Below are 24,937 nucleotides of genomic sequence, written 5' to 3' on the forward strand. Positions count from 1 at the left end.
TCTCAATGGAAAATTAAAGTTTGAGGTTCACATGGCTGATATTTTACTAAAAAATATAGTGAAACGTTACGATAAGACGGAGACGATCCATCGTATCAATCTTGAAATTAATTCTGGCGAGTTTGTGGTATTCGTTGGTCCATCGGGATGCGGTAAATCGACGTTGCTGAGAATGATCGCTGGACTGGAAGAGATCACGGATGGCGAAATTCATATTGATAACCGTTTAGTTAACCATTTTGATCCCGCAGAGCGAGGGATTGCGATGGTTTTTCAATCCTATGCGCTGTACCCGCATATGACAGTGGCTGAAAACATGGGATTTGGGTTAAGAATGAATGGACACCCCAAAGCCGAAGTCGAAAAAATGGTGCGAAAGGCGGCGATGACGCTTCAGCTAGAAGGATTGTTGGATCGTACACCGAAACAACTGTCTGGTGGCCAACGCCAGCGCGTTGCGATTGGACGGGCCATTGTACGCGACCCTAAAGTGTTCTTATTCGATGAGCCTCTATCGAACCTCGACGCCGAATTACGTGTGGAAATGCGTTTGCAGATTGCCCGGCTGCACCAGGAAATGCGTAATACCATGATATATGTGACGCACGACCAGGTGGAAGCAATGACGCTGGCGGATAAAATCGTGGTGTTAAACAAAGGATATATTGAGCAGGTTGGCACACCGATGGAGTTATACCATAAGCCGGAGAATCTTTTTGTTGCCGGTTTTATCGGTTCGCCGAATATGAATTTTCTACCAGGTGAAGTGCTACAGGTGGAAGGGAATAACGTGAGTATCTTGATTAATCAGCTCAATACACTTTCCATTAATCTTGCTAACCACGGATTATACACCGATCAGAAAATTACCGTGGGTATTCGCCCTGAACACCTGAGCATTGACCCGAATGGCGGAGACGTCAGCTTGTCGATCAATAGTGAGGTCACTGAAAGGCTGGGTAATGCCACGTATATTTTTGGTGCTTACTCTGGTGTGAGTCATTTCAAGGTGCATTTGTCGGGTGACAACAGTATTGCGCCTTACTCAACGATTCCGCTGACATGTCGTAGTGAGAATCTACATTTTTTTGATGAAAATGGAAAAAGAATTAATTAAAAAATAAATGCTTGTCATGGCGAGAATAACGCCATAGCAAGCGTCATGTAGAATAAGTGAAAAACTCAGGAAATTAGCTAAGCAGCCATTAATATTGGCTGCTTGGCTTCTTATGTGAGATTTATTTTTATAAATCTCGCGCGCTATTCTTGAATCTGTACCTGGGTATTTATGTCATAAATACCATTTAAGAGTGTTACCTCAAGGAGAAATGAATGAAAAAGAATAATTATTCAGGAATGATCTCTGTATTGTTAATGCTATTTATAGGGTTCATGGCGACCAGTCTGGCTAAAGCGGCGCAGCCGTTTGCTTATGGCGCAGATATTGGTTGGGTAAAGCAATTGGAAGATCGGGGAGTAACCTGGCGTGACGATACCGGAACCCAGCGTGATGTATTACAGATCTTGCGCGATCACGGCATAAACGCTGTGCGGTTGCGTATTTTTGTTAACCCCGATCCTAGTGCGCTATGGCATAAAGATAATACAACCTGGACGATGCTCGGCTATACGGATAAAACCCGTGTGGTGAATGCCGCACAGCGTGCCAAAGCGATGGGAATGCGCGTCATGGTGGATTTTCACTACAGCGATGTTTTCGCGGATCCGGGTCATCAAATCAAGCCGGCAGCGTGGGCTAACTACAATCTTAGCCAGTTAACGACGGCCGTTTATAATCACACTCATGAGGTGATGAGTGCGTTGATATCCGCAGGCGTGACGCCTGAGTGGGTGCAGGTCGGCAACGAAATGAACCCGGGAATTTTACTACCGGAAGGCAGTACAAGTCGGTTTGCCAACTTAACGCAGCTACTGAATGCGGGCTATGATGCGGTTAAAGCGGTCAGCCCTTCCTCTAAGGTCATCAGCCACTTGGCGCATGGGAATAATAATTCAAACGCTCGCTGGTTTTTTGACAATTTCCTCACCACGCACGGTGGGAAAACCGATGTGATTGGCTTTTCATTCTACCCCTATTGGGAGGGGAAAAATTATTGGGAGCTCACTGGCGCACTGGCTAGCAACCTCAACGATATGGCGAGCCGCTATGGTAAGGAAGTCATGGTCGTTGAAGTTGGCGGCTTGGAAACTAACCCGACAGACAGTTACTGGACGATTAGGGATACGATTAATCTTGTTAAAGCGGTGCCGGGAAATAAAGGAATTGGGGTTTTTTATTGGGAACCTGCGGGTAATGCCAGCGTGTTGCCGGATGGCTATGCATTAGGTGCGACGACGCGAGTTTCAAACAATGTATTGCAATTTACCCGGGCATTGGACGCATTTGCCGAATCGCAAATCAATTTCATCAATGGAACACGTTATAAGATCGCTAATCGGCATAGTGGTAAATCGCTCAATGTCGTGGGTGGTTCACATGAAGATAACGCATGGCTTGAGCAATACAGCGATGGTAACTGGGACAGCCAGCGTTTTTATTTTAACGCGGTTGGTAATGGTTATTTTAATCTGGTGAATGTTAATAGTGGCAAGTACATCGATATTGCCTCCAGTGCCAATGACGAGGGAGCGCAAATTATCCAAATGTATAACACCGGCCATTTTAGCCAGCAATGGCTGATTTTAGATGCGGGTGATGGCTACTATAAAATCATGAATAGAAATAGCAGAAAGCTTTTGGATATCAGTAGTCGTTCGACAGAGAATGGCGCATCCGGTATTCAATGGAATGATAACGGAGGATGGAATCAGCTGTGGAAAATAACCGCTAATTGATGCTCTCTGGCCGCGTAGCTTGTTTACGTGGCCATTCTATGAGTAACGGCAGAAAGGGAAATATTATAAAAGGACATCGTTACATCGTGCTGAGAGTGAAGCTTTCACGCCAGACCATCTCATAACCAACCTGTACGTGTTTCTTATAATAGCGTCCCGCTACCAGCTCTAAAAACAGATCGACGGCGGCTTCGCCCATTTCAGTCGGGTAGAGCCGCATTGTCGTCAAGCTAGGGCTGAGATGCTGTGCCGTGGGGATATCATTCATCCCGATCACTTTTATTTGTCTGGGAATGGCAATACCTTTCTCTTGAATCGCCCGGTACACGCCAATAGCGATAATGTCTGTTGCGGCGAACACGACATCAGGCCACTCTTTTTGTTGCAGCAACTCATTCATCGCCTGATAGCCGGACTCAATACAGAATAGCTGGCTGACCTTGCATCGCGACTCGTGGTAGATACCGTATTTTTGGGTTATCTCTTGAAATACATGCAGTCGGCTTTCATTGTTCCCTATAAATGCGGGGCGCTGAGCGCCGCTCTTAACAATGTAATGTAATACTTCACGTGCAGCCGCTTCTCGATCAAAAAGCACTGCGTCACATTTTTTATCGAGGGGGGCAGAATCGATAAAGATCAGGTTTTTATTTAATGAATAGATCAAGGCGATGTCGCTATCGCTAAAGTGACCTACGCAAATGATCGCCTGCGCCTGCACTAAAGTATGGCTGTTGGAGGATAAATTTGTGGTGAATAGATTGCGTAACGAAATATTAAAATGGTGGCAGCGGTTTTCAATACCAATGCGCATTGCGGTGAAATAAGGGTCGTTGAGTTCTTCTGAGGGCGTAAGAAAGTGGACGACGGCGAGATTTAATACATTGTCGTTATCCATTTTGAAATGAGAGCGTACAACAAGCGAATTCTCTAACCTTTTTTTCTGCTGCTTACGTTGTGTCGGCGATAAATAGGCCAACTCTTGGGCAATTTTTTTGATGAGTTGACGCTTTTCTTTGGTTATGGACAGGCTGGGATCGTTATTCAGTACGCGAGAAACGGTTGAGGCTGCCACTCCGGCTTTTTGAGCGATATCGGTAATCGTTGCCACAAAAAATTTTCCGTCATTTGCCTATGAGGCTGATAGTAGCCAATGCCTTATTGATTGAACATGCCCAGTAACCAAAAATGCGATGAAACCTTCAGTAATCGCCGTGTCACCCGCGCGGGCTGTATCCTGTCCCTATGGGGCTATCAGGGATGGGTTCTTGTGCGTGGGGTCTTGCGCGTATTGTGCTTGTGAGGTCATCAGAACGAGGAACAGCAGCGGCAGGAAAACCTCTTACCAACCTATCGCCTATTGGGAGCGCTTTATTGTTCCGGTGTGATGCGGACGATATGAATAATCAGGTACAGCATTTCATCGTTAGAGATGTCGATGTTGAGCAGGTTGTGAATATAGTCTTTGATCAGTCGGCTACATTTGTACGCATCAGGGTACTCTTTGGTCACCTGTTCAAAAATAAAGTCATCATTGGAATGAATCAGGCTATTTTCTAACAGACGCTGAATAAAGAATTGCATATGCGTCAGGAAACGAGAGTAGTTAATGGATTCTTTATCAATCACGATATGGAAGTTGTACTGAATGATATTGAAGATATCTTTCAGCATTTTGACCGACTGGAGCGTGTTCTCCATATTCTGGACGTCGGTTTGGGCGTTGACCAAATGGAAAGCGATATTGCCTGCTTCTTCTTCGGGTAATTCCAGGTTCATTTGCCGGTTAATGTCGTTGAGCGCCCGTGAGGCAATCGCAAACTCCTGGGGATAAAACCGTTTCACTTCATAAAGCAGACGGTTTTGTATACTGATGCCTTTGCGGTAGCGCTCAATCGCAAAGCTGATATGGTCAATCAATGTAAAAAAGACCTGTTCGCTCAGGCGGCCATGAAGCTGCCGGTTTGCATCATCAATAATCTTATTCACGATATGAACATATTCTTCCCCGACGTGCTCAATCAGGCGGGCGAATTCGCGCGGTGATGTACCATTCTTGAGAATAAAGGTCTTCTCAATTTTGGCTGGATCGAGAATATCGCCGGTTTTGCTGTTAAAGCCGATCCCTTTCCCCATGACAATGATTTCGTTGTTATCTGCATCAGAAGATAACACCAGGCTATTGTTCAGTATTTTTATTGCTTTTATCGGTTCAGCCATTATGCGTTTCTTGAGTGATATCAGTGGGTACGTCAATGAAGGAAAAGCCCCTTCCTTATTTTTCACGTTGCGGAGCATTGGCATTCCGCAGCGTGAATGATTCAGAGTCTGGCTTATCCCTGTGTTAAAACGGCGTGCCGGGCCTCGGTATCACGGGGCGCGAGGAAATAAGCGCCCTCCATTTGATTCTATGACACCTTGATACCAGTAAAAACTTTTCTTTTTGATGCGGCGCAGATCTTTCAGATCGAATTCATCGCGGTTCACATAGATAAATCCGTAGCGTTTACCGTAGCCCTGATGGGTGCTGACCACATCGATCGCCGACCACGGACAATAGCCAATAAGATCAACACCATCGCTGATGGCGAGCTGCATCTGTTCAATATGACGGGCAATAAAATCGATGCGGTATTGATCGTCGATCGTACCGTCGGCTTCCAGTTTATCCGGTGCACCCATGCCATTTTCCGTAATCAGGATCGGCAGATGATAGCGCTCGTAGGTTTTACGCAGCGTTAAGCGCAAGCCAACGGGGTCGATCACCCAGCCGTAAGGCGTTTTATCGACGTGCGGATTGTCTGCCGCGCGATAAACGCCGGGTTCGCCCAGCATGATTTGCTGATCGCCCGCGCGGGCGCTGACATCCGATGCATCGCCTTTGCTGGCGGCAATGGTCGCGGTGGAGTAGTAGTTAATCGCCACGTAGTCGGGCTTTCCTGATTGCAGGATGTCGTCATCGCCGGGCAATGTCTCCGGCGCGAGACCGCGATCTTCCAGATAACGCCAGGCCAGCGCGTTGTAGCGGCCGTGCACCGCGACATCCAGAAAGCTCCAGCAGCGCAGCGTTTCCCAGTTGTGCGCGGCGATGGCATCTTCCGGCTTGCTGGTGGCCTGATACATAGAAGTGGTATTGATTGCCGGACCGATCAGGCCGTTGGGCGCGAGTTCGTGGCACAGCGCCATAACCTGCGCCTGCGCTAACAGCATGTGATGGTTCTGCTGGTACAGCGCTTTTTTGGATGGCAAAACGCCGCCTTCCGGTAGACCAATCGCACCGGGGTGCAGAATCATGGTGTTCTGCTCGTTAATCGTCAGCCAGTATTTCACCTTGTCGCCGAAATGGGTAAACAGCGTGCGGGCGTAGTGAACAAAGGCGTCAATCGTCGCGCGGTTCTGCCAGCCGCCCTGGGCTTCCAGACAATAAGGCAAATCGAAATGATAGAGCGTGACGACCGGTTCAATATTGTGTGCGTTCAGCTCATCAATCAGGCTGTTGTAAAACGCGATGCCCAGCGGATTGATGGCACCGGTACCGTCGGGAAGAATGCGTGTCCAGGCGATAGAGAAGCGATAGGCCTTTAAGCCCAGTTCCGCAAATAGTTGCACGTCTTCTTTAAAGCGGTGGTAGTGGTCGCTGGCGACGGTGAAATCGGCGGTGTTGTCCGGGTGCTGGCATTTATCAATGATCGACGGGCTTTTTCCATCGGCCTGCCAGCCTCCTTCGACCTGATAAGCCGAGGTTGAGGCTCCCCATAGAAAGCCCGCAGGGAAATGTTTTTGCTGTTGGTAATGCATATTTTTTCTCACATCTGGGAAGAGGCATCGGGCAGGGCACCCAATGCCTCTATGGGGATTAGGCGTTCACTTTAATGATTGTGTCCAGTGGTGCGATCGGCTGTGGTTCGGTACAGACGACGCTGGCGTAGTCATCGCTGTTGATGATCACGACGGGCGTAATCGGGTCGTAGCCCAGACGCGTGATTTCATTGAGATCGAAACTGATCAACCTGTCTCCCGCGCTAACCCGGTCGCCCGGTTTGACATAGCCGGTAAAGTGCTTGCCGTTGAGATTCACCGTATCAAGGCCGACATGAATCAGTAATTCCAGACCGCTGTCAGCGCGGATACCGACGGCATGTTTAGACTCAAGGAACGTGATGATTTCGCCACTAATCGGCGCGACTACTTCGCCGCTGTCAGGAATAATCGCCACGCCTTGTCCCAGTAGTCCCTGTGAGAACACGTCATCGTTGATGTCATTCAGCGCGACCAGCTTGCCGGACAGGGGACTCATAATCGCTTGTGGTTCAGTATGGCTTTCCGTCGCCAGCGGCTTTTGGGTGGCTTCTTTTTCCGGTGTTGACGGGTTATTGGTGGTTGGTGTGGTGTCAGTTTCATCCACCGGATCGTCGAATCCCATGATCCAGGTGAGGGCAAACGTGACGACAATCGCGATGGCGCAGGTGATCAAGGCATGGACGATGTTCATCGGGTTTTCGCCAATAAAAGCAGGCAGCGCCGCGAGACCTGGTGAGACGAAGGCGTAGCGAACCAGCCCGGCCAGCCCGGCATAGATACCCGCACAGCCCCCGCCAATCATGGCGGCAATCAGCGGTTTTTTCAGCTTCAGCGTTACCCCGTACAGGGAAGGTTCGGTGATACCCAGCAGTGCAGTAAAGCCCGCCGAAGAAGCCAGCTGTTTCAGATTCTTGTTCTTGGTTTTAAACGCCACGCACAGCGTAGCGGCACCCTGTGCAATGTTGGAGGCCAGCATGCCAGGCCCGTTGATCATCTCGAAGCCATTGCGGGTAAGCTGCGAGGTGGCAATCGGCGTCATTGCCCAGGCGGTACCAGTGATGACCAAAAACGGTTGCAGGCCGCCCATCAGCATCGGAATGAGCCAGCTCGCCTTTCCGTCGATGATCGCCGCGCCGCTGGCGACCAGATCGTTGAGGAAAATCCCGAAAGGCCCAATCACTACCAGCGCGAGCGGTGCGGTAAACAGCAGCACGATCATCGGCTTGGTGAAGAAGGTGATCATCGATGGCGAGACTTTTTCAGCGAATCTCTCGATGTAGGACATGATCCACACGGTGAGAATGATCGGCAATACCGATCCGGCATAGTCCGCCAGCCGTACCGGAATGCCGATAAAGCTGATCGGGCCGCCGGAGGCCAGTAGCTGAGCCAGATTCGGGTGCAGCAATGCGCCAGCAATCGTCATCGCCAGAATCGGGTTACAGGCGAACTTGATGGAGGCACCGTAGGCCAGCAGAACAGGCAGGAAGAAGAAGGCCGCATCGGAGATGGTGTCCAGCAGGCGATAGGTCGTGCTGTCGGCGGAAATTAACCCAGCCAGCTTGAGGATCGCCAGCAGCGCTTTAATCATCCCTGCGCCGGTAATCGCCGGGATAACGGGTGTGAAGGTGGTGGAGATCACGCTGATGATTTGCGAGAAAATGCCGCCTTTCTTCTGTGGTTCCTTACTGCCGGCGCTACGCTGGCTGTTCATCTCGCCAACCTCGTTCAAAATCGCGCGGTAGGTGATCTGGACATCGTTGCCGATCACCACCTGAAACTGGCCGCCGCGATCGACGACGCTGATGACGCCGGGGAGTTTGGCAATCGCCTCGGCCTGTACGGCATGGCTGTCGTTAAACTCAAAGCGTAAGCGGGTGGCGCAGTGGGTCAGCTTGCTGACGTTCTGCTTGCCGCCGCTTAACGCGAGGATGTCGACCCCAAGTTTTTGATAATTCATTTTTTGATGATCCATAGTTTTACCCTGTGTTGGCGCCAATTAGGCCAAAAAAAAAGACCAAAATAAAAATGCACCTCTTAAAAAGAGGAAATGCATTTTTACTTTGGTCTTGCCTGCCGTAGCAGTAGCACGCCGCGATAAAAATAGGCTGGTGCAACTTATGGTGTTGCGCCGCAATATCAGCATGCGGCGCTGGCGTTATGCAATGTACTCAGGTGAATTAATTGATCTGGATCACAAAAAATGTTGCCGTTTGCGATCCTTTTGCGTACAACATCGCAGTCTTATCGTGTTGCCGCAGAGCGTTACTTCAGCAATGCCTGCGCTTTTTCCACCACGTTATCGACGGTGAAACCGAACACGTCAAACAGCTGCTCAGCTGGCGCCGATTCGCCGAAGCTAGTCATGCCGACAATTGCGCCGTTCAGGCCAACATACTTGAACCAGTAGTCCGCGATACCCGCTTCGATCGCCACGCGCGCCGATACCGCTTTCGGCAGCACGGCTTCACGGTAGGCTGCATCCTGCTTGTCAAACGCATCCGTAGACGGCATCGACACCACGCGTACCTTGCGGCCTGCGGCAGTCAGCTTGTCATACGCGCCGACAGCCAGTTCGACTTCAGAACCGGTGGCAATCAGGATCAGCTCAGGCTGGCCGTCGCTGTCTTTCAGCACGTAGCCGCCTTTCGCCACGTTCGCCAACTGTTCAGCAGTACGTGACTGCTGCGCCAGGTTCTGACGGGACAGGATCAGCGACGTCGGGCCATCCTGACGCTCAATGGCGTATTTCCACGCCACCGCCGTTTCCACCTGGTCTGCCGGACGCCAGTTGCTCATGTTCGGCGTCACGCGCAGACTGGCCAGCTGTTCAACCGGCTGGTGCGTCGGGCCGTCTTCGCCCAGACCGATGGAGTCGTGGGTGTAAACGTAGATGCTGCGGATTTTCATCAGCGCGGCCATACGCACGGCGTTACGCGCGTATTCCACGAACATCAGGAAGGTCGCGGTGTACGGCACAAAGCCACCGTGCAGCGCAATCCCGTTGGCAATCGCCGTCATGCCGAATTCGCGCACGCCGTAGTGGATGTAGTTGCCCGCGTGGTCTTTATCCAGCGATACCGAGCCGGACCAGATGGTCAGGTTACTCGGTGCCAGGTCGGCAGAGCCGCCCAGGAATTCTGGCAGCAGCTTGCCGTAGGCTTCCAGCGCGTTCTGTGAGGCTTTGCGGCTGGCGATTTTCGCCGGATTGGCCTGCAAATCGTCGATAAATTTCTGTGCGTCCGCCTGCCAGTTGGCCGGCAGTTCACCGCCGGTGCGACGTTTGAACTCGGCAGCCAGTTCCGGGTACGCGCTGGCGTAGGCGGCAAACGCCTCGTCCCAGGCCGCTTCCTTACGCTGACCGGCTGGTTTGGCGTCCCAGGCGGCATAAATGTCAGCCGGGATCTCAAACGGTGCATACGCCCAGCCCAGCTGTTCGCGGGAGGCCGCCACTTCTGCATCGCCCAGCGGCGCGCCGTGGGAATCGTGCGTGCCAGCCTTGTTCGGTGAACCGAAGCCAATCACGGTTTTGCACATCAGCAGCGACGGCTTGTCGGTTACCAGCTGAGCTTCGCCGATGGCGCGTTTGATGGCGTCCGCATCGTGGCCGTCCACGCCGCGCACAACGTGCCAGCCGTAGGCTTCAAAGCGGGCCGCGGTATCGTCGGTAAACCAGCCTTCAACGTGGCCGTCGATGGAGATGCCGTTGTCATCATAAAACGCGGTCAGTTTGCCGAGCTTCATGGTGCCGGCCAGCGAGCAGACTTCGTGGGAAATCCCTTCCATCATGCAGCCATCGCCCAGGAAGGCGTAGGTGTGATGGTCGACAATCTCGTGGCCCGGACGGTTGAACTGCGCCGCCAGCGTGCGCTCGGCAATCGCCATACCGACCGCGTTGGCGATACCCTGACCCAGCGGGCCGGTGGTGGTTTCGACGCCCGCGGTGTAGCCGTATTCGGGGTGACCCGGCGTTTTGGAGTGCAGCTGGCGGAAGTTCTTCAGTTCTTCAATCGGCAGGTCGTAGCCGGAGAGATGCAGCAGGCTGTAAATCAGCATGGACGCGTGGCCGTTGGACAGCACGAAGCGGTCGCGGTTGGCCCAGTTGGGGTTGGCCGGATTATGGTTGAGGTAATCGCGCCACAGCACTTCGGCGATATCGGCCATGCCCATCGGTGCGCCCGGGTGACCGGATTTGGCTTTCTGCACCCCATCCATGCTCAGCGCGCGGATAGCATTGGCAAGTTCTTTACGAGAGGACATGCTTGACTCCTGAAATTACAGCTTGGCTGCCAGCAGCGCTTCCAGCTTTTGTTGATCGGCTGCGAACAGACGAATGCCTTCCGCCAGTTTATCGACGGCCATCGGATCCTGATGATGCTCCCAGCGGAATTCAGCTTCAGAGAGCGGAGAGGGATGATGGAACGCTTCAGTTGATGGCGTCAGCTGGCGTTCAACGGGCGCATCGCTGTTTTTCAACTGCTCCAGCAGCGCAGGGGAGATCGTCAGGCGATCGCATCCCGCCAGCGCCAAAATCTGCTCCACTTTGCGGAAACTGGCGCCCATGATCACGGTTTGGTAGCGGTGGCGTTTGTAGTAGTCATAGATATTACGTACGGAGATGACGCCGGGATCGTTTTCTGCCTGATAGTCGCTGGTGGGCTGCCTTTCCTGATACCAGTCATAAATCCGGCCCACAAACGGGGAGATCAGAAAGACGCCTGCTTCGGCACAGGCGCGCGCCTGCGCGAATGAGAACAGCAGCGTCAGGTTACAGTTGATCCCTTCTTTTTCCAGCTCTTCAGCCGCGCGAATCCCTTCCCAGGTGGCGGCGAGCTTGATCAGAATGCGTGAGCGCGGAATCTCTTTTTCCTGATACATTCCAATGAGCTTGCGTGCTTTCGCCACGCACATACCGCGATCGAATGAGAGGCGGGCATCCACTTCGGTGGAGATACGTCCCGGAATGCTTTTCAGCACTTCCGCCCCGATGTTTACCGCCAGTCGGTCGCTGGCGTTGATGAGCTGAGTCTCTTTGCTACCGCCTTGCTGGTGCGCGTAAGCAATCGCGTCATCAAACAGCGGCTGATACTGCGGCAGCGTCGCAGCCTTGAGAATCAGTGAGGGATTCGTGGTGGCATCTTGCGGTGAAAATTGACGAATGGAGTCGATATCGCCGCTATCAGCGACCACCACGGTAAATTGTTTAAGGGCTTCGAGTTGGTTCATGAGTGAGCTCCTTGGCATATCAAAAAAGACAATGAGCGGAATCGTGTCCGCCGCGCCATGCCACACTGCACCATTAGTGGGCAGAATGACATGCGCTTTTTCTGATTACTGTCATTGGAAAAGACGTTGCGAAGAGGGACATGCGCGGCGTGGTTGTGCGAACGCCGCCGCCAGCGGTGCTTAACGGGCGCTTTCCTGATGCTCGTAATAGCCGATTTTTTCAACCTTCGATGCGGAGCCGCCGCCTTCAAACTCGGCATCCAGCCAGGCGCCCACAATCTCTTTTGCCAGTTCGGGGCCAATGACCCGCGCGCCGAGCGCGATAATTTGCGCATTGTTGCTTTTTCTGGCCCGTTGAGCGGAATAGGTGTCATGGCACTGTGCTGCACGTACGCCGGTGACCTTATTTGCCACAATGCTCATACCGATGCCGGTGCCGCACAGCAGGATCCCACGTTCGTACGTTCCTGCTTTAATCGACACCGCGACCGCATGTGCGACGTCGGGGTAGATGGTGTTGTCCTGATTTTTGTCGCTGCTAAAGTCGACCCAGGGAATAGTGAGCGAGTCCAGATAGCGAGTGAGAATATCGCGTAAACTCCAGGCGGCATCATCTGCGCCAATAGCGATTGGTTTCATGGCGATTGTCCTTATTTCGTTAAAAATAAATGCTTGTTAAAAGTAAATACGTATTAAATATAAAGGTTGATTAAAATAGTCGAGTCTTCCTGTCTGGCGCGTTATGACTCTTCGAAAATCGTCATATTCCCCTGTGCCGATAAGGCTGTGGGCACTGGCCCCATCAGATGAAGGGTGCCGGGCAACTCCGCCTTTTCTGCTCCATCAAATAACAACGTGATGTGCCCTAGTTCTTTCAGGTTTTGGCTGGCGACGTCACCTATTGCGCTGATCGAATAGATGACGCCGAATAATTCCATTTTCTGATGAACGGAAAGCGGCTGAATTAACGTTCCATCACGATGGGTGATGCAATAATCTCTAATGTCTTTAGGTGCATTATCGCTGAAAAGAATAAGGCGTTTCTCTGCCAGAAATAATGCCGCATTGTCTCCCACCGTACTTATTTTCGCCTGCCAGATAATCCGTCTCATTCTTTCTGACCTTATTTGGGTTTATCGGCTTGCGTATTCAGCGACGGAGGTTGTTCAGCCGGTAATGCATTATTTTCTTCGCCCGATGGAATGATGCCCTTTTTCTTTAGCCGATTATCAAACCAGGCGACGAGCACGGGCGCGGTGAGCATGGTAATAATGCTGGCCGTTGCTAACTGCGCCGTGGCGGAATCAACAAAAACCTGAAGGCTGGGGTCGGCCTGCGCCACCATGGCTGGCGTGAGGGCCGAGCTGGCAGCGGTGGTGCCAAGTGCAGCGCCCAGCGCCGTTTTTCGTTTCAGGAAGAGGTTGTACAGGAAGTAGAAAACCAGCCCGGTTATGGCGGAAATGATGCCCAGAACAATGCCGGATAAACCCGCAGTAAAGACGGTGTGCATGCTGGAATTGGCGCCGATAGCGAAGGACATGATGATAATGACCAGCGGCTGAGACGCGGCACAAAGCTGTTTGAATTTCTCGTCAAGGTTGCCCCACAGCATGCCGATGATCAGCGGGATGAGCATGGAGAGCAGGGCAGCAAACGGTATATTGGCTAAACCGCTGACGCCGAGAACCACCATCGTGACGAAGGGGCCGTCTTTAATACAGAACACGGAAATCGCGCCCGCATCGCTGGCATCGCCGTAGTTGCTGCATAGCGCAATATACAATGAGCTGTTTGAACTGGTGATACAGGCAATAAACGCCAGCGTTGAAATTCCGAAGAAACCGGCGGGGCCAAAAAAAGTCCCCATCAGCCATACCGCCAGCGCGCCCGCACAGAATTTCAGCATGAGCAGCACGGTGCCTTTATATAAAGGTAATCCGGCCTGGCGAATATTAATGGAGGAGCCGCAGATGAGAAGAAATATTCCCATCATGGCGCTGGAGCCTGCTTTAAATAATGCCGTTGTGGGGCCGCCTATTTGCAACAGCGACGGCGTAAAGGTATTCATCAGTATCGCTGCCAGCAGTGGGATAATGATTAGTCCGCCAGGGACTTTATTCATTTTTTCAAGAATGTTTATATTTCTCATGGTGTTTCTCTCTTGTAGGGTAGAGCAACATCCAGGCCTGTGAATCAGACCTATGCAATACGTCGGGTTTGTTTTTTATATCGACTTTCTTTTTTTGCTTTTACTGCTTTTTATTTATTGCAGCGTTTCCCGGTGAATATGATGAATAATGGTGTGGATAATATCCTCTGGTCCGGTCAGACCGCCTTTCCCGACACAAATTAGCCCTTCATACTCACCGCCAATAATTTTGACCAGATCGGTTTGAGGAATAACGTAATCCACCATTTCAATACCGTTAGCGCCGAGCTGTTTGAGCACGTTGACCATGGTGTCTCCACCCGTCATGTACAGCCCTTTAATCTCTGAGGCGGCGGCATCGAGCACCGTTTTGACGATATTTCCCAAACCCTGATTGATATTTTCCGCTGCCTGGCCGTGCGCCAGCCCAAAGCGCTGTTCTTCCACGGTGAGATCGAGCAGGCGACCCGTTAATGCGGATTCAAAAACGAAGATGGCATTGGCGTGGGTTTTCACGCACTCCAGTGCCTGCCTGACCACTCTTGCTACTTCTATATCCGCTGAGTGCTCTTTATCAATCAGTAACTCGGCATCAATGGGAATGTGGCAAACGCGTGGGTCGGTTTCAATGAGTGCGGTGAGCTGCTTTTTGGTTACCGGCGTTGCGCTGCCTGCGACGACGATAATAGAACCCTGCTGCTGTTCCTGAGGGATTAGCGCCTTCTCTTTACGTTCCTCGTCGCGGATCATTTCTCGGGTAAAGGCCAAACGCTCGGTAAAGGGACCGGGGTCGACGGCCAGCACATTCCAGTTCAGCTTGGTGACCGCGCGAGCGATATTTTCCACATCGGCCAGTGAAATGGCATCCACGACTATGACGCGCGCGCCTTCCCGCTGCTGCTGAACCAGCGCATCGCTGATGGCGTGATAGCCTTTTAGCACGCAGGAGAGGGGAATATGTTTCACCTGATGATGCGTTTGTTCACTGAGCAACCCAGGAACAAAGGTTTCCGTCACTGGCGTACGAACGTCTTTAGCGACATCGGTGCAGGAGAGGGCGACGGAGTCAATCACCGAGTAACCGCCGACCACAATACGGCGGGACTGTGGCATGGCTGGCACCACCACCGCGACGGTTTCCTGCGGCAACACTTCCAGCATGGCATCAATTTCGTAGCCAATACCGCCGCGCAGTGTGGTATCCACCCGTTTGGTGAAATATACCGCGCCGCGTTCCAGCAGGGCCTGAGTCGCATTCCTCACCCGGTTTTTCGCTTCAGCTTTAGGTAGGGGACGGCTATCGCTGCTGATCACCATGGCCTGCCAGTCTGATTCACAATCGCTGAACGAGGCGGTGTTAAAAAAGGCGGCGGTTTTCATGCCGCTGCGTGCCAGCAGAACGCCGATCGTGGTCGCGCCCGTGAGGTCGTCAGCCACAATGCCTAGCTTGTCCCCTTGCTTCCCTTCTGTCCGTAGCCGAATACCAGCGGGCGTGACGTCGGAGACGTAGATCTCTTCCCGAATGTATTCCGCCAGCGGACCGGTTTTTGCGGTCGGGTGAAGGTTGATCGTCGGGATCCCCCGTTTGGGATACAGACCGCAGCGCAGCGTGCCGCCGCAGTCGATGACCACTAAACCGATCTCCTGTTCGGCGGGTTCTCCATGTTTGAAGACATCCACGGCTTCCCAGCCGGTGAGCTCCACCAGCCGGTCTACCACGGTGGGACGAATCCCCCCGGTGATGTAAGCAATTTTTTTCCCTGGTGTGACATTAACGAGCAGCGGCCCGCCCCAGCCTTTGCCGCCCCTGATAATTTCCAAATATCGCGTCATGGTGTGTTTTCCCCCGGTGGTCTGAAATCGGCATTAGTGCTTCATCTTCCAGTAGCGTGCGGCGACCAGCGTTGATTCCAGCATACTGACCGTGCCTGCTTTGCCCGTTCCCGCAATATCGAAAGCGGTGCCGTGATCGACAGAGCTGCGCATAAATGGCAGACCGAAAGTGATGGTGATGGAGCGCTCGAAGTCGAGCGTTTTGCAAGCGATATGCCCCTGATCGTGATAGAGAGACAAAATGGCGTCGTAATGCCCTTGTTTTCCAAGGTGGAAAACAGAATCGGCAGGAATCGGGCCTATCGCGTTGATGCCCATTTCCTGAGCGGCTTTGACGGCAGGAATCAGGTTGTCTTTCTCTTCATGACCAAACAGGCCGTTATCCGAGGCGTGCGGGTTGAGCGCGGCGACGGCGATACGTGGATTGTTAATATTCAGCGCGGTGAATTCATGGTGGATTTGCTGTACGCAGGCGAGAACACGTTCTTTATTCGCATAGTCGCAGGCTTCTTTCAGTGCGATATGGCGACTGACGAAAAATACCCGTAGTTTTTGTACATGGAACATCGTCAGGCCGTAATCCGAACCGGTTTCAACCTGATAAATTTCGGTATGCCCCGGTAGTTTACAGCCTGCGAGTTTGATCGCTTCTTTGTGGATCGGCGCAGTGGAAACCACATCAATGTCGCCAGCCATGCCCAACTCAATGGATTTCATGACGTAATCAAGGGACATCTTTCCGGCCAGCGGTTGGACCTTGCCCCATTCGATGCTATCGCAATCGTAGTTGCCGGTTTCCAGAATATCTAACGTACCCCAGGTGAATTTGGCTTCGGCGGGAGAGGTGATGACGTTGATCGAAAAATCACAGTTTTTGATGGCCATTGCGCGACGGACGATCGGTACTGAACCAATCAGGAAAGGACGACACTCTTCATACACCTCTTTATCCATCATGGTGGCGACGGAAATTTCAGGGCCAATCCCCGCTGGATCGCCGATGGTCAGAGCAACAACAGGTTTTTTTGCGGTCGACATAATTTCCCCTTTTTTATCGTAAACCGAAGTGGTTTTGTTCATATGTTCATGTATTGAACTTTTGTTTTATGGGATTTTACGGTTTAATTGAGAAATAGCTTTGAATTCGATCACATTAACCACAATTGATTTCTTTTTTATCCGTTTTAGTGATCGAACATTTGTTTGTAGAGTGAATATAAGTTTGTTAGATGCGCTTTTGTTACGATAGAACGAAAGCCCCTGTGTAAGCGATGGAGATGACATGAAAAAGGTGATGATAGGGACGAGCTGGAAAATGAATAAGATCCGGCAGGACGCGGTGGACTACTGTGCGGTGTTATCCAGACAGCTTAACGATGCGGCTGGCGCAGGCATTCAGCCTTTTGTCATCCCCCCTTTTACGTTGATAAGGGAGGTGACCGACTACCTGTCTGCGCACAAGGTGAATTGCCTGACAGGGGCGCAGAACATGCACTATGCTGACAACGGCGCGTGGACGGGAGAGGTTTCTCCGCTGATGGTCAGTGATTGCGGTGCGTCGCTGGTCGAACTGGGGCACTCCGAGCGTCGGCAGCACTTTGCGGAAAACGATGCGGATATTCAGAAAAAAGTGCAGGCCGCGCTGCGTTATCAACTGCGTCCGCTGGTTTGCGTGGGTGACAGTGCGCAAGAGAAAGCGTGGGGCGTGTCTAAAGAAACCGTCATTCGGCAAATGAAAATTGCGCTTGCGGGTTTACACGCGCAGCAGGCGGAACAGGTCATCATTGCGTATGAACCTATCTGGGCCATCGGTGAAGGGGGAACGCCAGCCTCCGCACAGGAAGCGCAAGATATTCACTCTGCCTTGCGTCAGGCGCTGGTTGCCCTTTATGGCGAAGACATTGCCTCTCGTATTACGCTTCTGTACGGCGGCAGCGTGAATCCGCATAATACGGTCGAACTTATTCAATGCGCCGATATTGACGGGTTATTTATTGGCAGGTCTGCATGGGATGCGGAGAATTTCTGCCAGCTGGTGCGCAGTGTTTCAGCATTGTTGAATGAACAGGGTGAGTGATTGACCCTAAGCGAAACCAAAATGGGTTAAGCCATGAGTGAATTTGATTCAGACAGTGAATTACTAACGGAAATAGCCGTCGCGTATTATGAAAATCAACAAACGCAGGAAGAGATTGCCAGCCGCTTTGGTATCTCGCGTATCAAAGTCGGACGTTTGTTGAAGCGGGCGCGGGCGGAAGGGATCGTTGAAATCAATGTCCGCTATCATCCGGTATTTAGCTCTCAGCTTGAACAACAGTTTATTAAGAGCTTTGGCATCAAGCGTGCGCTGATTGCGATCGATCACCATGATGAGGATGAGCAGCGCCAGCAGGTGGCATCGCTGGTGTCCACTTACTTGTCCAGCATTTTGAAAAACGGTATGTCCGTGGCGGTCGGGCAGGGGCGTAACGTGGCCGCTGTCGCCAGCCACGTGGGCGTGTTTCCCGAGCGGCACTGCAAGTTTATCTGTGGCATCGGCGGCACGCAGCGCGATGGAGAACTGATCGATGCCGATCATATCAGCCGTCATCTGGCGCGGAAATTTAATGCCACGAGCGAAACGCTGTACGCGCCTGCCTATGTTGAAAATTCGGCACTGAAATCCTCCTTTATGCAAAACCGTTTGATCAATGAAACACTTGAACGTGCAAGCAAGGCGGATATTGCGCTGGTGGGATTAGGCGACATGAACGAAAACAGTTTCATGGTTCAGCTCGGCTGGTTTACCTCACAGGAGATCATCACGGCGCGTCAGGATGAGGGCGTGGTCGGGGATATCGCCGGATATGCCTTTTTGGATATTCAGGGGCGGCCTGTGGATACGGTAATGAACGACAGGGTCATCGGGCTGAGTCTCGATCAGTTACGCAAGATCCCTTATGTGATAGCGATCGCCTCTGAAAACACCAAAGCAACGGCGATTCTGGCTGCGCTGCGTTCTGGCATTGTGGATGTGATCGCCACCAGCGCCAGCAATGCCCGCACGGTGTTGAGTTTGATCTCCGCCAAACACTAGTTTCGCTCTATCTTCTCTCATCGCCCGCTGTTTTATCGACTCTCTGTTTTATCGCGTGGTGCGCCTGCACCGCGCGATTTCTTCCTATAGCGTATCCGGCAGCTGAACGAAAAACCGTCAAATAAAATAACTATATTAACCAGCATTCCCCCTCAGTTTTTGCCATTCTCGGTAGTTTAGCCATTGGCAAACACTATACTGGGTACTCTTTACCCTACAGACACAACAAAACCGAAAAGGTACATAAAATGGATGAACAGCTAAAGCAAAGCGCCCTTGATTTCCACCAGTATCCGATCCCCGGAAAAATTCAGGTTTCCCCGACTAAACCGCTGGCGACGCAGCGCGATCTGGCGCTGGCGTACTCTCCCGGTGTCGCGGCACCCTGTCTGGAAATTGCAGCAGATCCGCTGGCAGCCTACAAATACACCGCACGCGGCAATCTGGTCGCCGTGATCTCTAACGGAACGGCCGTTCTGGGCCTCGGCAATATCGGCGCACTGGCCGGTAAACCGGTGATGGAAGGCAAAGGCGTTCTGTTCAAAAAATTCTCCGGCATTGATGTTTTCGATATCGAAGTCGACGAGCTGGATCCAGACAAGCTGATCGACGTGATCGCCGCGCTGGAGCCGACGTTCGGCGGTATCAATCTGGAAGACATCAAGGCACCGGAGTGCTTCTACATCGAGAAGAAGCTGCGTGAGCGCATGAAGATTCCCGTCTTCCATGACGATCAGCACGGCACGGCGATCATCTGTACTGCCGCCGTTCTGAACGGCCTGCGCGTAGTAGAAAAAAATATTTCTGACGTGCGTCTGGTGGTGTCCGGTGCAGGCGCGGCGTCTATCGCCTGTCTGAACCTGCTGGTGGCGCTGGGCCTTCAGAAGCACAACATTGTTGTATGTGATTCACGCGGCGTGATTTATCACGGTCGTGATGAAAACATGGAAGAAACCAAAGCGGCGTATGCGGTGGAAGATAATGGCGCGCGCAAACTGGCAGACGTGATCCCTGATGCGGATATCTTCCTCGGCTGCTCCGGCCCTGGCGTACTGACGCAGGATATGGTGAAAACCATGGCACCGCGTCCGCTGATCATGGCGCTGGCTAACCCGGAACCAGAAATTCTGCCGCCGCTGGCGAAGGCCGTGCGCCCGGATGCGATTATCTGTACCGGCCGTTCGGACTATCCGAATCAGGTGAATAACGTACTGTGCTTCCCGTTCATCTTCCGCGGCGCGCTGGATGTGGGCGCGACCACGATCAACGAAGAGATGAAACTGGCTTGCGTGCACGCGATTGCCGATCTGGCGCTGGCGGAGCAAAGCGAAGTGGTGGCATCTGCCTACGGCGATCAGGAGCTGTCATTCGGGCCGGATTATCTGATTCCGAAACCGTTCGATCCGCGTTTGATCATCAAGATCGCACCCGCAGTAGCGAAGGCGGCGATGGATTCCGGCGTGGCGACGCGCCCGATCGAAGATTTCGATGCCTATGTCGAAAAACTGACTCAGTTCGTCTACAAAACCAACCTGTTCATGAAGCCGATCTTCGCACAGGCGCGTCAGCAGCCGAAGCGTGTGGTATTCGCGGAAGGTGAAGATGCGCGTGTGCTGCACGCTACGCAGGAGCTGGTGACGCTGGGGCTGGCGTTCCCGATTCTGATTGGTCGTCCGAGCGTCATTGAGATGCGCCTGCAAAAACTGGGGCTGCAACTGACCATCGGTAAAGATTTCGAAGTGGTCAACAACGAATCGGATCCGCGCTTCAAAGCATACTGGAGCGAGTATTTTGAGCTGATGAAGCGCCGCGGCGTATCGCAGGAAAAAGCGCAGCGCGCGGTGATCGGCAACCCAACGCTGATCGGTGCCATCATGGTTCACCGTGGCGAAGCGGATGCGCTGATTTGCGGCACGATTGGCACTTATGAAGAGCATTTCGATGTGGTCGAAAAAGTGTTCGGTTACCGTGAAGGCGTGCAGGCCGCGGGCGCGATGAATGCGCTGATGCTGCCGAGCGGCAATACCTTCATTGCCGACACCTACGTCAACGCGGATCCGACGCCGGAACAGCTGGCGGAAATCACCCTGATGGCGGCGGAAAGCGTACGTCGTTTTGGTATCGAACCGAAAGTCGCGCTGCTGTCGCACTCCAGCTTCGGTACCTCGGATTCTCCGACGGCGCAGAAGATGCGGGCAACGCTGGCGCTGGTCAACAAGCTGGCACCGGAACTGGAGATCGACGGTGAGATGCACGGCGATGCCGCGCTGGTGGAAGCGATCCGCCGCGAGCAAATGCCGGACAGCCCGCTGAAAGGCTCGGCTAACATCCTGATCATGCCAAATATGGAGTCTGCGCGTATCAGCTATAACCTGCTGCGCGTGTCTTCTTCAGAAGGCGTGACGGTGGGGCCGGTGCTGATGGGGATCTCGAAACCCGTACACATCCTGACGCCAATTGCTTCGGTACGTCGGATCGTGAACATGGTGGCGCTGGCGGTGGTGGAAGCACAAACTCAACCGCTGTAAGGGATTTTCAGCTCTCGCAATAAAGACAAACCCAGCCGATTTCTGGCTGGGTTTTTTACTTTCTCAGCTTATCGACCAAATAGTCGCTTAAGAACATAGAACCGATAAAACACAGCGCAAAGGCGGGGAACATGAGGTTCTCTGGGAATAAATACCAAACCATGAGAAATGAGATCACCCAGAAAATAAACCTCAGTATCTTAGAGAGAATATCGAATAAAACAGACTTCACTGCTTTTAGCATTACCGCATCATCCTTAAACAACTTTTCCCTTTAATCGCTTACAACATAACACACCATTTTGGGCAGAACCTGGGGTTTTCCATACCGTATAATACGCTAAATCAATGGAATAATTTTTGTTTTATGCCATGATCCCGCCTCGTCTTTAGGGGGGCTTCCCCAGACTCGATAAAAAAACCAACGAGCGAATATCGGTTATGGCAACACGCGCAGTGAACGAGAATACAGTAGAAAAAAGCGGTACAGGAAAGCGTCTTCCTTCGCTGTTTGGCGGGTCGATGATTATTGCAGGAACGATTATCGGCGCCGGGATGTTTTCCCTGCCGGTGGTGATGTCGGGCGCCTGGTTTTTCTGGTCATTTGCCGTGTTAGTGTTTACCTGGTTTTGCATGTATCACTCGGGGTTGATGATACTGGAAGCCAACCTTAATTATCCGACCGGCTCCAGCTTCGATACGCTGACTAAAGATCTACTGGGTAAGCGCTGGAATGTCATCAACGGCATATCGATTGCCTTCGTCCTCTATATCCTGACTTACGCCTACATTTCAGCGAGTGGTTCAATCATCCATCACACGCTGGCTGAGATGTCGATCGACTTCTCAGCACGAATCGGAGGTTTCCTGTTTGCGCTGTTTGTTGCGTTGACCGTGTGGTGGAGTACCGCGGCAGTAAGCCGCATGACCGCTTTTTTTCTGGCAGCGAAGGTGCTGACCTTTTTCATGACGTTCGGCAGTTTGCTGTGGAATGTTAAGCCCGTTGTTTTACTCAATGTGGCGGAACAGGCACCCAGCTATCTGCCGTATGTGCTGATGACGTTGCCGTTCTGTCTGGCATCTTTCGGATTTCATGGCAACGTTCCCAGTCTGGTTAAGCATTACGGTCGTGAACCGCAGATCATCAAGCGCTGTTTGTTTATTGGCAGCGTGCTGGCGTTGGTGATGTATGCCATCTGGCTGATTGGCACGATGGGGAATATTGCCCGTCCTGACTTTATTGGGATTGCCGAGCGGGGCGGTAATATCGATGTGTTGGTGCAGGCGCTGGGTGGGGTGTTGAACAGCCCTTATCTGGACGTATTGCTCACCGTCTTTTCCAACTTTGCCGTTGCCTGTTCGTTTCTCGGCGTAACGCTGGGGCTGTTCGATTATCTGGCAGATTTGCTGAAGCTTGACGATAGCCGGATGGGGAGAGCGAAAACGGCGCTGGTGACTTTTCTTCCGCCCGTTATCGGTGGGCTGCTGTATCCGAACGGCTTTATTTATGCGATTGGTTTTGCCGGGTTGGCGGCGACGGTGTGGGCGGTGATTACGCCCGCGCTGCTGGCTCGCGCATCGCGCGTTCGCTTCGGTAGCCCGCTGTTCCGCGTGCGGGGCGGCAATGCGATGATCGCGCTGGTGCTGCTATTTGGTATCGGCACTGCGCTGATACACATTCTTTCCAGCCTCGATTTACTGCCTGTTTATCGCTAAGTATGCATCGCCATCCTGCCTTGTCTGCTAAAGCAGAAGGGGCGGGATGGCGAGTATTCCCGATCGTTAGGGCTTTTTCGCCTGCTGTAACCACTTATCCAGTTCATTAGCAAACTGCTGACGATCCCGTTGACTTAATGCGCTGGGGCCACCAGTTTGTATTCCGCTGGCGCGCATGGTGTCCATAAAGTCCCGCATGTTCAGCCGTTCTCGAATGGTATCCGGCGTATAGCGCTCGCCGCGCGGGTTCAGCGCGGCACCACCTTTTTCTATCACTTCTGCTGCCAGCGGAATATCGGCGGTGATCACCAAATCGCCGGCCTCCGTGCGGCGTACAATCTCATTATCGGCGACATCAAAACCCGATGAGACGCGCAGCGTGCGGATAAAGCGCGACGGTGGTACTTTTATGGTCTGGTTGGCAACCAGCGTGACCTGTGTTTGCGTGCGATCCGCCGCGCGAAATAGCACTTCTTTGATGACGTTAGGACAGGCGTCGGCATCGACCCAAATCTGCATGACTTATGCTTCCTTGTTGTGCGTATGACTTTCTGCCAGCCAGTCTCTGGCCGGTAAAAAATCTTGATACAGCAGAGCTTCCGGGCTACCCGGTTCTGGCTGATGCTGATATTCCCAGCGTACCAGCGGCGGCATGGACATCAAAATTGACTCAGTACGTCCGCCGCTTTGCAGGCCAAACAGCGTACCGCGATCCCAAATCAGGTTGAATTCCACATAGCGGCCGCGGCGATAGAGTTGGAATTCGCGCTCGCGTTCTCCCCACGGCAGTGCTTTACGCCGTTCAACGATGGGCAGATAGCCGTCGAGGAAGCCGTTACCGACAGCGCGGATGAAGGCAAAGCTGGTAGCGAAATCTGGCTCGTTGAGATCGTCGAAAAAGAGCCCGCCGATACCGCGTGCTTCGTTACGGTGCTTCAGAAAGAAGTAATCGTCGCACCACTTTTTATAGCGCGGGTATACCTCGTCACCGAACGGCTGGCACAGGTCGTGAGCGGTCTGGTGCCAGTGCACCGCGTCTTCTTTGAAACCATAATAGGGCGTGAGATCGAACCCGCCGCCAAACCACCACACCGGTTCTTCTCCCGGTTTCTCGGCGATGAACAGGCGCACATTGGCATGGCTGGTGGGGATGTAAGGACTTAGCGGATGAATCACCAGCGACACGCCCATCGCCTGAAAACTGCGGCCAGCCAGATCGGGGCGATGAGTGCTGGCTGAAGGCGGCAATGATTTACCGATGATATGAGAAAAGTTTACGCCGGCCCGCTCAAAGACGCGCCCGCCAGACAGCACGCGACTGCACCCGCCGCCGCCTTCGGCACGCTGCCATTCATCTTCGGCGAAATCAGCTTCGCCATCGATCGCTGCAAGCTGCTGACAGATATCCTTCTGTAAGCTAAGCAAAAAATGTTTTACCGCGTTGACGTCAGACATAGTAGGCATCTCGTTTCTCTGGCGAGGGTGGCACAATAATCAGGCGGGCAGTATACCATCAATAAAATCGATCCCCGGTCACCCGTTGTGTGATTCCTGATAGCGGCGCGCAATTTGAGATTGCGTCTGATAAAAATCACGCGATAATCACGATTTACCTTATTGCAAAGTGGCGACTGTGATGGAAATCCGCATATTCAGGCAGGATGACTTTGAAGCCGTGATCACTCTCTGGGAGCGCTGTGATTTACTGCGCCCGTGGAACGATCCTGAAATGGACATCGAACGTAAGCTTAA

Annotated in this window: 19 protein-coding genes and 1 pseudogene; 7 read left to right on the forward strand and 13 right to left on the reverse strand. The window is 52.5% G+C overall.

Features of this window, described 5'->3' with window-relative positions; genetic code table 11:
* The first annotated feature begins 31 nt into the window (after positions 1-31).
* Positions 32-1,117 carry a sn-glycerol-3-phosphate ABC transporter ATP-binding protein UgpC gene (locus R9X49_RS14545; RefSeq protein ID WP_319849080.1) on the forward strand — a complete coding sequence of 362 codons (1,086 nt, stop codon included), beginning with the start codon at positions 32-34 and terminating at the stop codon, positions 1,115-1,117.
* A 215-nt stretch (positions 1,118-1,332) separates the two neighbouring features.
* A complete protein-coding gene (locus tag R9X49_RS14550) occupies positions 1,333-2,856 on the forward strand; it encodes a glycosyl hydrolase 53 family protein (RefSeq protein ID WP_319849081.1) in 1,524 nt (507 codons plus the stop codon).
* A 79-nt stretch (positions 2,857-2,935) separates the two neighbouring features.
* Here R9X49_RS14550 and R9X49_RS14555 read toward each other — a convergent pair whose 3' ends face one another.
* From R9X49_RS14555 to pdxA, 11 genes are all read right to left on the reverse strand, one after another.
* On the reverse strand, positions 2,936-3,967 hold the full coding sequence (locus R9X49_RS14555) for a LacI family DNA-binding transcriptional regulator (protein WP_319849082.1): 1,032 nt from the start codon (positions 3,965-3,967) through the stop codon (positions 2,936-2,938).
* A gap of 260 nt (positions 3,968-4,227) precedes the next feature.
* Positions 4,228-5,076, reverse strand: a complete 849-nt coding sequence (gene licT, locus R9X49_RS14560) for a BglG family transcription antiterminator LicT (RefSeq protein WP_319849083.1) — start codon at positions 5,074-5,076, stop codon at positions 4,228-4,230.
* Between the two features lie 150 nt (positions 5,077-5,226).
* Positions 5,227-6,654 carry a glycoside hydrolase family 1 protein gene (locus tag R9X49_RS14565; RefSeq protein ID WP_319849084.1) on the reverse strand — a complete coding sequence of 476 codons (1,428 nt, stop codon included), beginning with the start codon at positions 6,652-6,654 and terminating at the stop codon, positions 5,227-5,229.
* Positions 6,655-6,712: 58 nt separating this feature from the next.
* Positions 6,713-8,617: a beta-glucoside-specific PTS transporter subunit IIABC gene (locus tag R9X49_RS14570; protein ID WP_319849105.1), complete on the reverse strand. Its 1,905-nt coding sequence runs from the start codon at positions 8,615-8,617 to the stop codon at positions 6,713-6,715.
* Between the two features lie 305 nt (positions 8,618-8,922).
* Positions 8,923-10,917, reverse strand: coding sequence for a transketolase (gene tkt / locus R9X49_RS14575; protein WP_319849085.1), 1,995 nt, complete (start codon positions 10,915-10,917; stop codon positions 8,923-8,925).
* Between the two features lie 15 nt (positions 10,918-10,932).
* Positions 10,933-11,883 (reverse strand): transaldolase, encoded by a 951-nt coding sequence (gene tal, locus R9X49_RS14580; RefSeq protein WP_319849086.1) that lies wholly within the window; start codon positions 11,881-11,883, stop codon positions 10,933-10,935.
* A gap of 180 nt (positions 11,884-12,063) precedes the next feature.
* Positions 12,064-12,522: an RpiB/LacA/LacB family sugar-phosphate isomerase gene (locus R9X49_RS14585; protein WP_319849087.1), complete on the reverse strand. Its 459-nt coding sequence runs from the start codon at positions 12,520-12,522 to the stop codon at positions 12,064-12,066.
* Between the two features lie 101 nt (positions 12,523-12,623).
* Positions 12,624-12,995 (reverse strand): PTS glucitol/sorbitol transporter subunit IIA, encoded by a 372-nt coding sequence (locus R9X49_RS14590; protein ID WP_319849088.1) that lies wholly within the window; start codon positions 12,993-12,995, stop codon positions 12,624-12,626.
* 11 nt (positions 12,996-13,006) lie between these two features.
* Positions 13,007-14,032 carry a 2-keto-3-deoxygluconate permease gene (locus R9X49_RS14595; RefSeq protein WP_319849089.1) on the reverse strand — a complete coding sequence of 342 codons (1,026 nt, stop codon included), beginning with the start codon at positions 14,030-14,032 and terminating at the stop codon, positions 13,007-13,009.
* Positions 14,033-14,146: 114 nt separating this feature from the next.
* The gene (locus R9X49_RS14600; RefSeq protein WP_319849090.1) at positions 14,147-15,865 is read right to left on the reverse strand and encodes a four-carbon acid sugar kinase family protein; all 1,719 of its coding nucleotides are present in this window, start codon (positions 15,863-15,865) and stop codon (positions 14,147-14,149) included.
* Positions 15,866-15,898: 33 nt separating this feature from the next.
* Entirely contained in the window at positions 15,899-16,903 is a 1,005-nt protein-coding gene (gene pdxA / locus R9X49_RS14605; RefSeq protein ID WP_319849091.1) for a 4-hydroxythreonine-4-phosphate dehydrogenase PdxA, read from the reverse strand.
* Positions 16,904-17,147: 244 nt separating this feature from the next.
* Between pdxA and R9X49_RS14610 the strand changes: the two genes are divergently transcribed.
* The 4 genes from R9X49_RS14610 (at position 17,148) to mtr (ending at position 23,185) form a co-directional block, all read left to right on the forward strand.
* Positions 17,148-17,942: a triose-phosphate isomerase gene (locus tag R9X49_RS14610; protein ID WP_319849092.1), complete on the forward strand. Its 795-nt coding sequence runs from the start codon at positions 17,148-17,150 to the stop codon at positions 17,940-17,942.
* 33 nt (positions 17,943-17,975) lie between these two features.
* Positions 17,976-18,941, forward strand: coding sequence for a sugar-binding transcriptional regulator (locus tag R9X49_RS14615; RefSeq protein WP_039548418.1), 966 nt, complete (start codon positions 17,976-17,978; stop codon positions 18,939-18,941).
* A gap of 248 nt (positions 18,942-19,189) precedes the next feature.
* Positions 19,190-21,469, forward strand: a complete 2,280-nt coding sequence (gene maeB / locus R9X49_RS14620) for an NADP-dependent oxaloacetate-decarboxylating malate dehydrogenase (RefSeq protein ID WP_319849093.1) — start codon at positions 19,190-19,192, stop codon at positions 21,467-21,469.
* Between the two features lie 441 nt (positions 21,470-21,910).
* Positions 21,911-23,185 (forward strand): tryptophan permease, encoded by a 1,275-nt coding sequence (mtr, locus tag R9X49_RS14625; protein ID WP_319849094.1) that lies wholly within the window; start codon positions 21,911-21,913, stop codon positions 23,183-23,185.
* Positions 23,186-23,251: 66 nt separating this feature from the next.
* Here mtr and R9X49_RS14630 read toward each other — a convergent pair whose 3' ends face one another.
* Positions 23,252-23,704: a YaiI/YqxD family protein gene (locus R9X49_RS14630; RefSeq protein ID WP_180743372.1), complete on the reverse strand. Its 453-nt coding sequence runs from the start codon at positions 23,702-23,704 to the stop codon at positions 23,252-23,254.
* A 3-nt stretch (positions 23,705-23,707) separates the two neighbouring features.
* Entirely contained in the window at positions 23,708-24,640 is a 933-nt protein-coding gene (gene hemF, locus R9X49_RS14635) for an oxygen-dependent coproporphyrinogen oxidase (RefSeq protein ID WP_319849095.1), read from the reverse strand.
* A gap of 181 nt (positions 24,641-24,821) precedes the next feature.
* Between hemF and R9X49_RS14640 the strand changes: the two are divergent.
* Positions 24,822-24,937, forward strand: a pseudogene (locus tag R9X49_RS14640) (GNAT family N-acetyltransferase); the annotation flags it as partial.

It is taken from the genome of Pectobacterium carotovorum, from assembly GCF_033898505.1.
Lineage (GTDB): Bacteria > Pseudomonadota > Gammaproteobacteria > Enterobacterales > Enterobacteriaceae > Pectobacterium > Pectobacterium carotovorum_J.

Excerpts from the sequence above, each read along its gene's own strand:
- R9X49_RS14570 (WP_319849105.1), bottom strand. The coding sequence starts at position 8,617 with ATGAATTATCAAAAACTTGGGGTCGACATCCTCGCGTTAAGCGGCGGC.
- hemF (WP_319849095.1), bottom strand. The coding sequence starts at position 24,640 with ATGTCTGACGTCAACGCGGTAAAACATTTTTTGCTTAGCTTACAGAAG.
- tal (WP_319849086.1), bottom strand. The coding sequence starts at position 11,883 with ATGAACCAACTCGAAGCCCTTAAACAATTTACCGTGGTGGTCGCTGAT.
- maeB (WP_319849093.1), top strand. The coding sequence starts at position 19,190 with ATGGATGAACAGCTAAAGCAAAGCGCCCTTGATTTCCACCAGTATCCG.
- licT (WP_319849083.1), bottom strand. The coding sequence starts at position 5,076 with ATGGCTGAACCGATAAAAGCAATAAAAATACTGAACAATAGCCTGGTG.
- R9X49_RS14550 (WP_319849081.1), top strand. The coding sequence starts at position 1,333 with ATGAAAAAGAATAATTATTCAGGAATGATCTCTGTATTGTTAATGCTA.
- R9X49_RS14590 (WP_319849088.1), bottom strand. The coding sequence starts at position 12,995 with ATGAGACGGATTATCTGGCAGGCGAAAATAAGTACGGTGGGAGACAAT.
- mtr (WP_319849094.1), top strand. The coding sequence starts at position 21,911 with ATGGCAACACGCGCAGTGAACGAGAATACAGTAGAAAAAAGCGGTACA.
- R9X49_RS14595 (WP_319849089.1), bottom strand. The coding sequence starts at position 14,032 with ATGAGAAATATAAACATTCTTGAAAAAATGAATAAAGTCCCTGGCGGA.
- R9X49_RS14600 (WP_319849090.1), bottom strand. The coding sequence starts at position 15,865 with ATGACGCGATATTTGGAAATTATCAGGGGCGGCAAAGGCTGGGGCGGG.
- R9X49_RS14545 (WP_319849080.1), top strand. The coding sequence starts at position 32 with ATGGCTGATATTTTACTAAAAAATATAGTGAAACGTTACGATAAGACG.
- R9X49_RS14565 (WP_319849084.1), bottom strand. The coding sequence starts at position 6,654 with ATGCATTACCAACAGCAAAAACATTTCCCTGCGGGCTTTCTATGGGGA.
- R9X49_RS14630 (WP_180743372.1), bottom strand. The coding sequence starts at position 23,704 with ATGCAGATTTGGGTCGATGCCGACGCCTGTCCTAACGTCATCAAAGAA.
- tkt (WP_319849085.1), bottom strand. The coding sequence starts at position 10,917 with ATGTCCTCTCGTAAAGAACTTGCCAATGCTATCCGCGCGCTGAGCATG.
- R9X49_RS14585 (WP_319849087.1), bottom strand. The coding sequence starts at position 12,522 with ATGAAACCAATCGCTATTGGCGCAGATGATGCCGCCTGGAGTTTACGC.
- R9X49_RS14610 (WP_319849092.1), top strand. The coding sequence starts at position 17,148 with ATGAAAAAGGTGATGATAGGGACGAGCTGGAAAATGAATAAGATCCGG.
- pdxA (WP_319849091.1), bottom strand. The coding sequence starts at position 16,903 with ATGTCGACCGCAAAAAAACCTGTTGTTGCTCTGACCATCGGCGATCCA.
- R9X49_RS14615 (WP_039548418.1), top strand. The coding sequence starts at position 17,976 with ATGAGTGAATTTGATTCAGACAGTGAATTACTAACGGAAATAGCCGTC.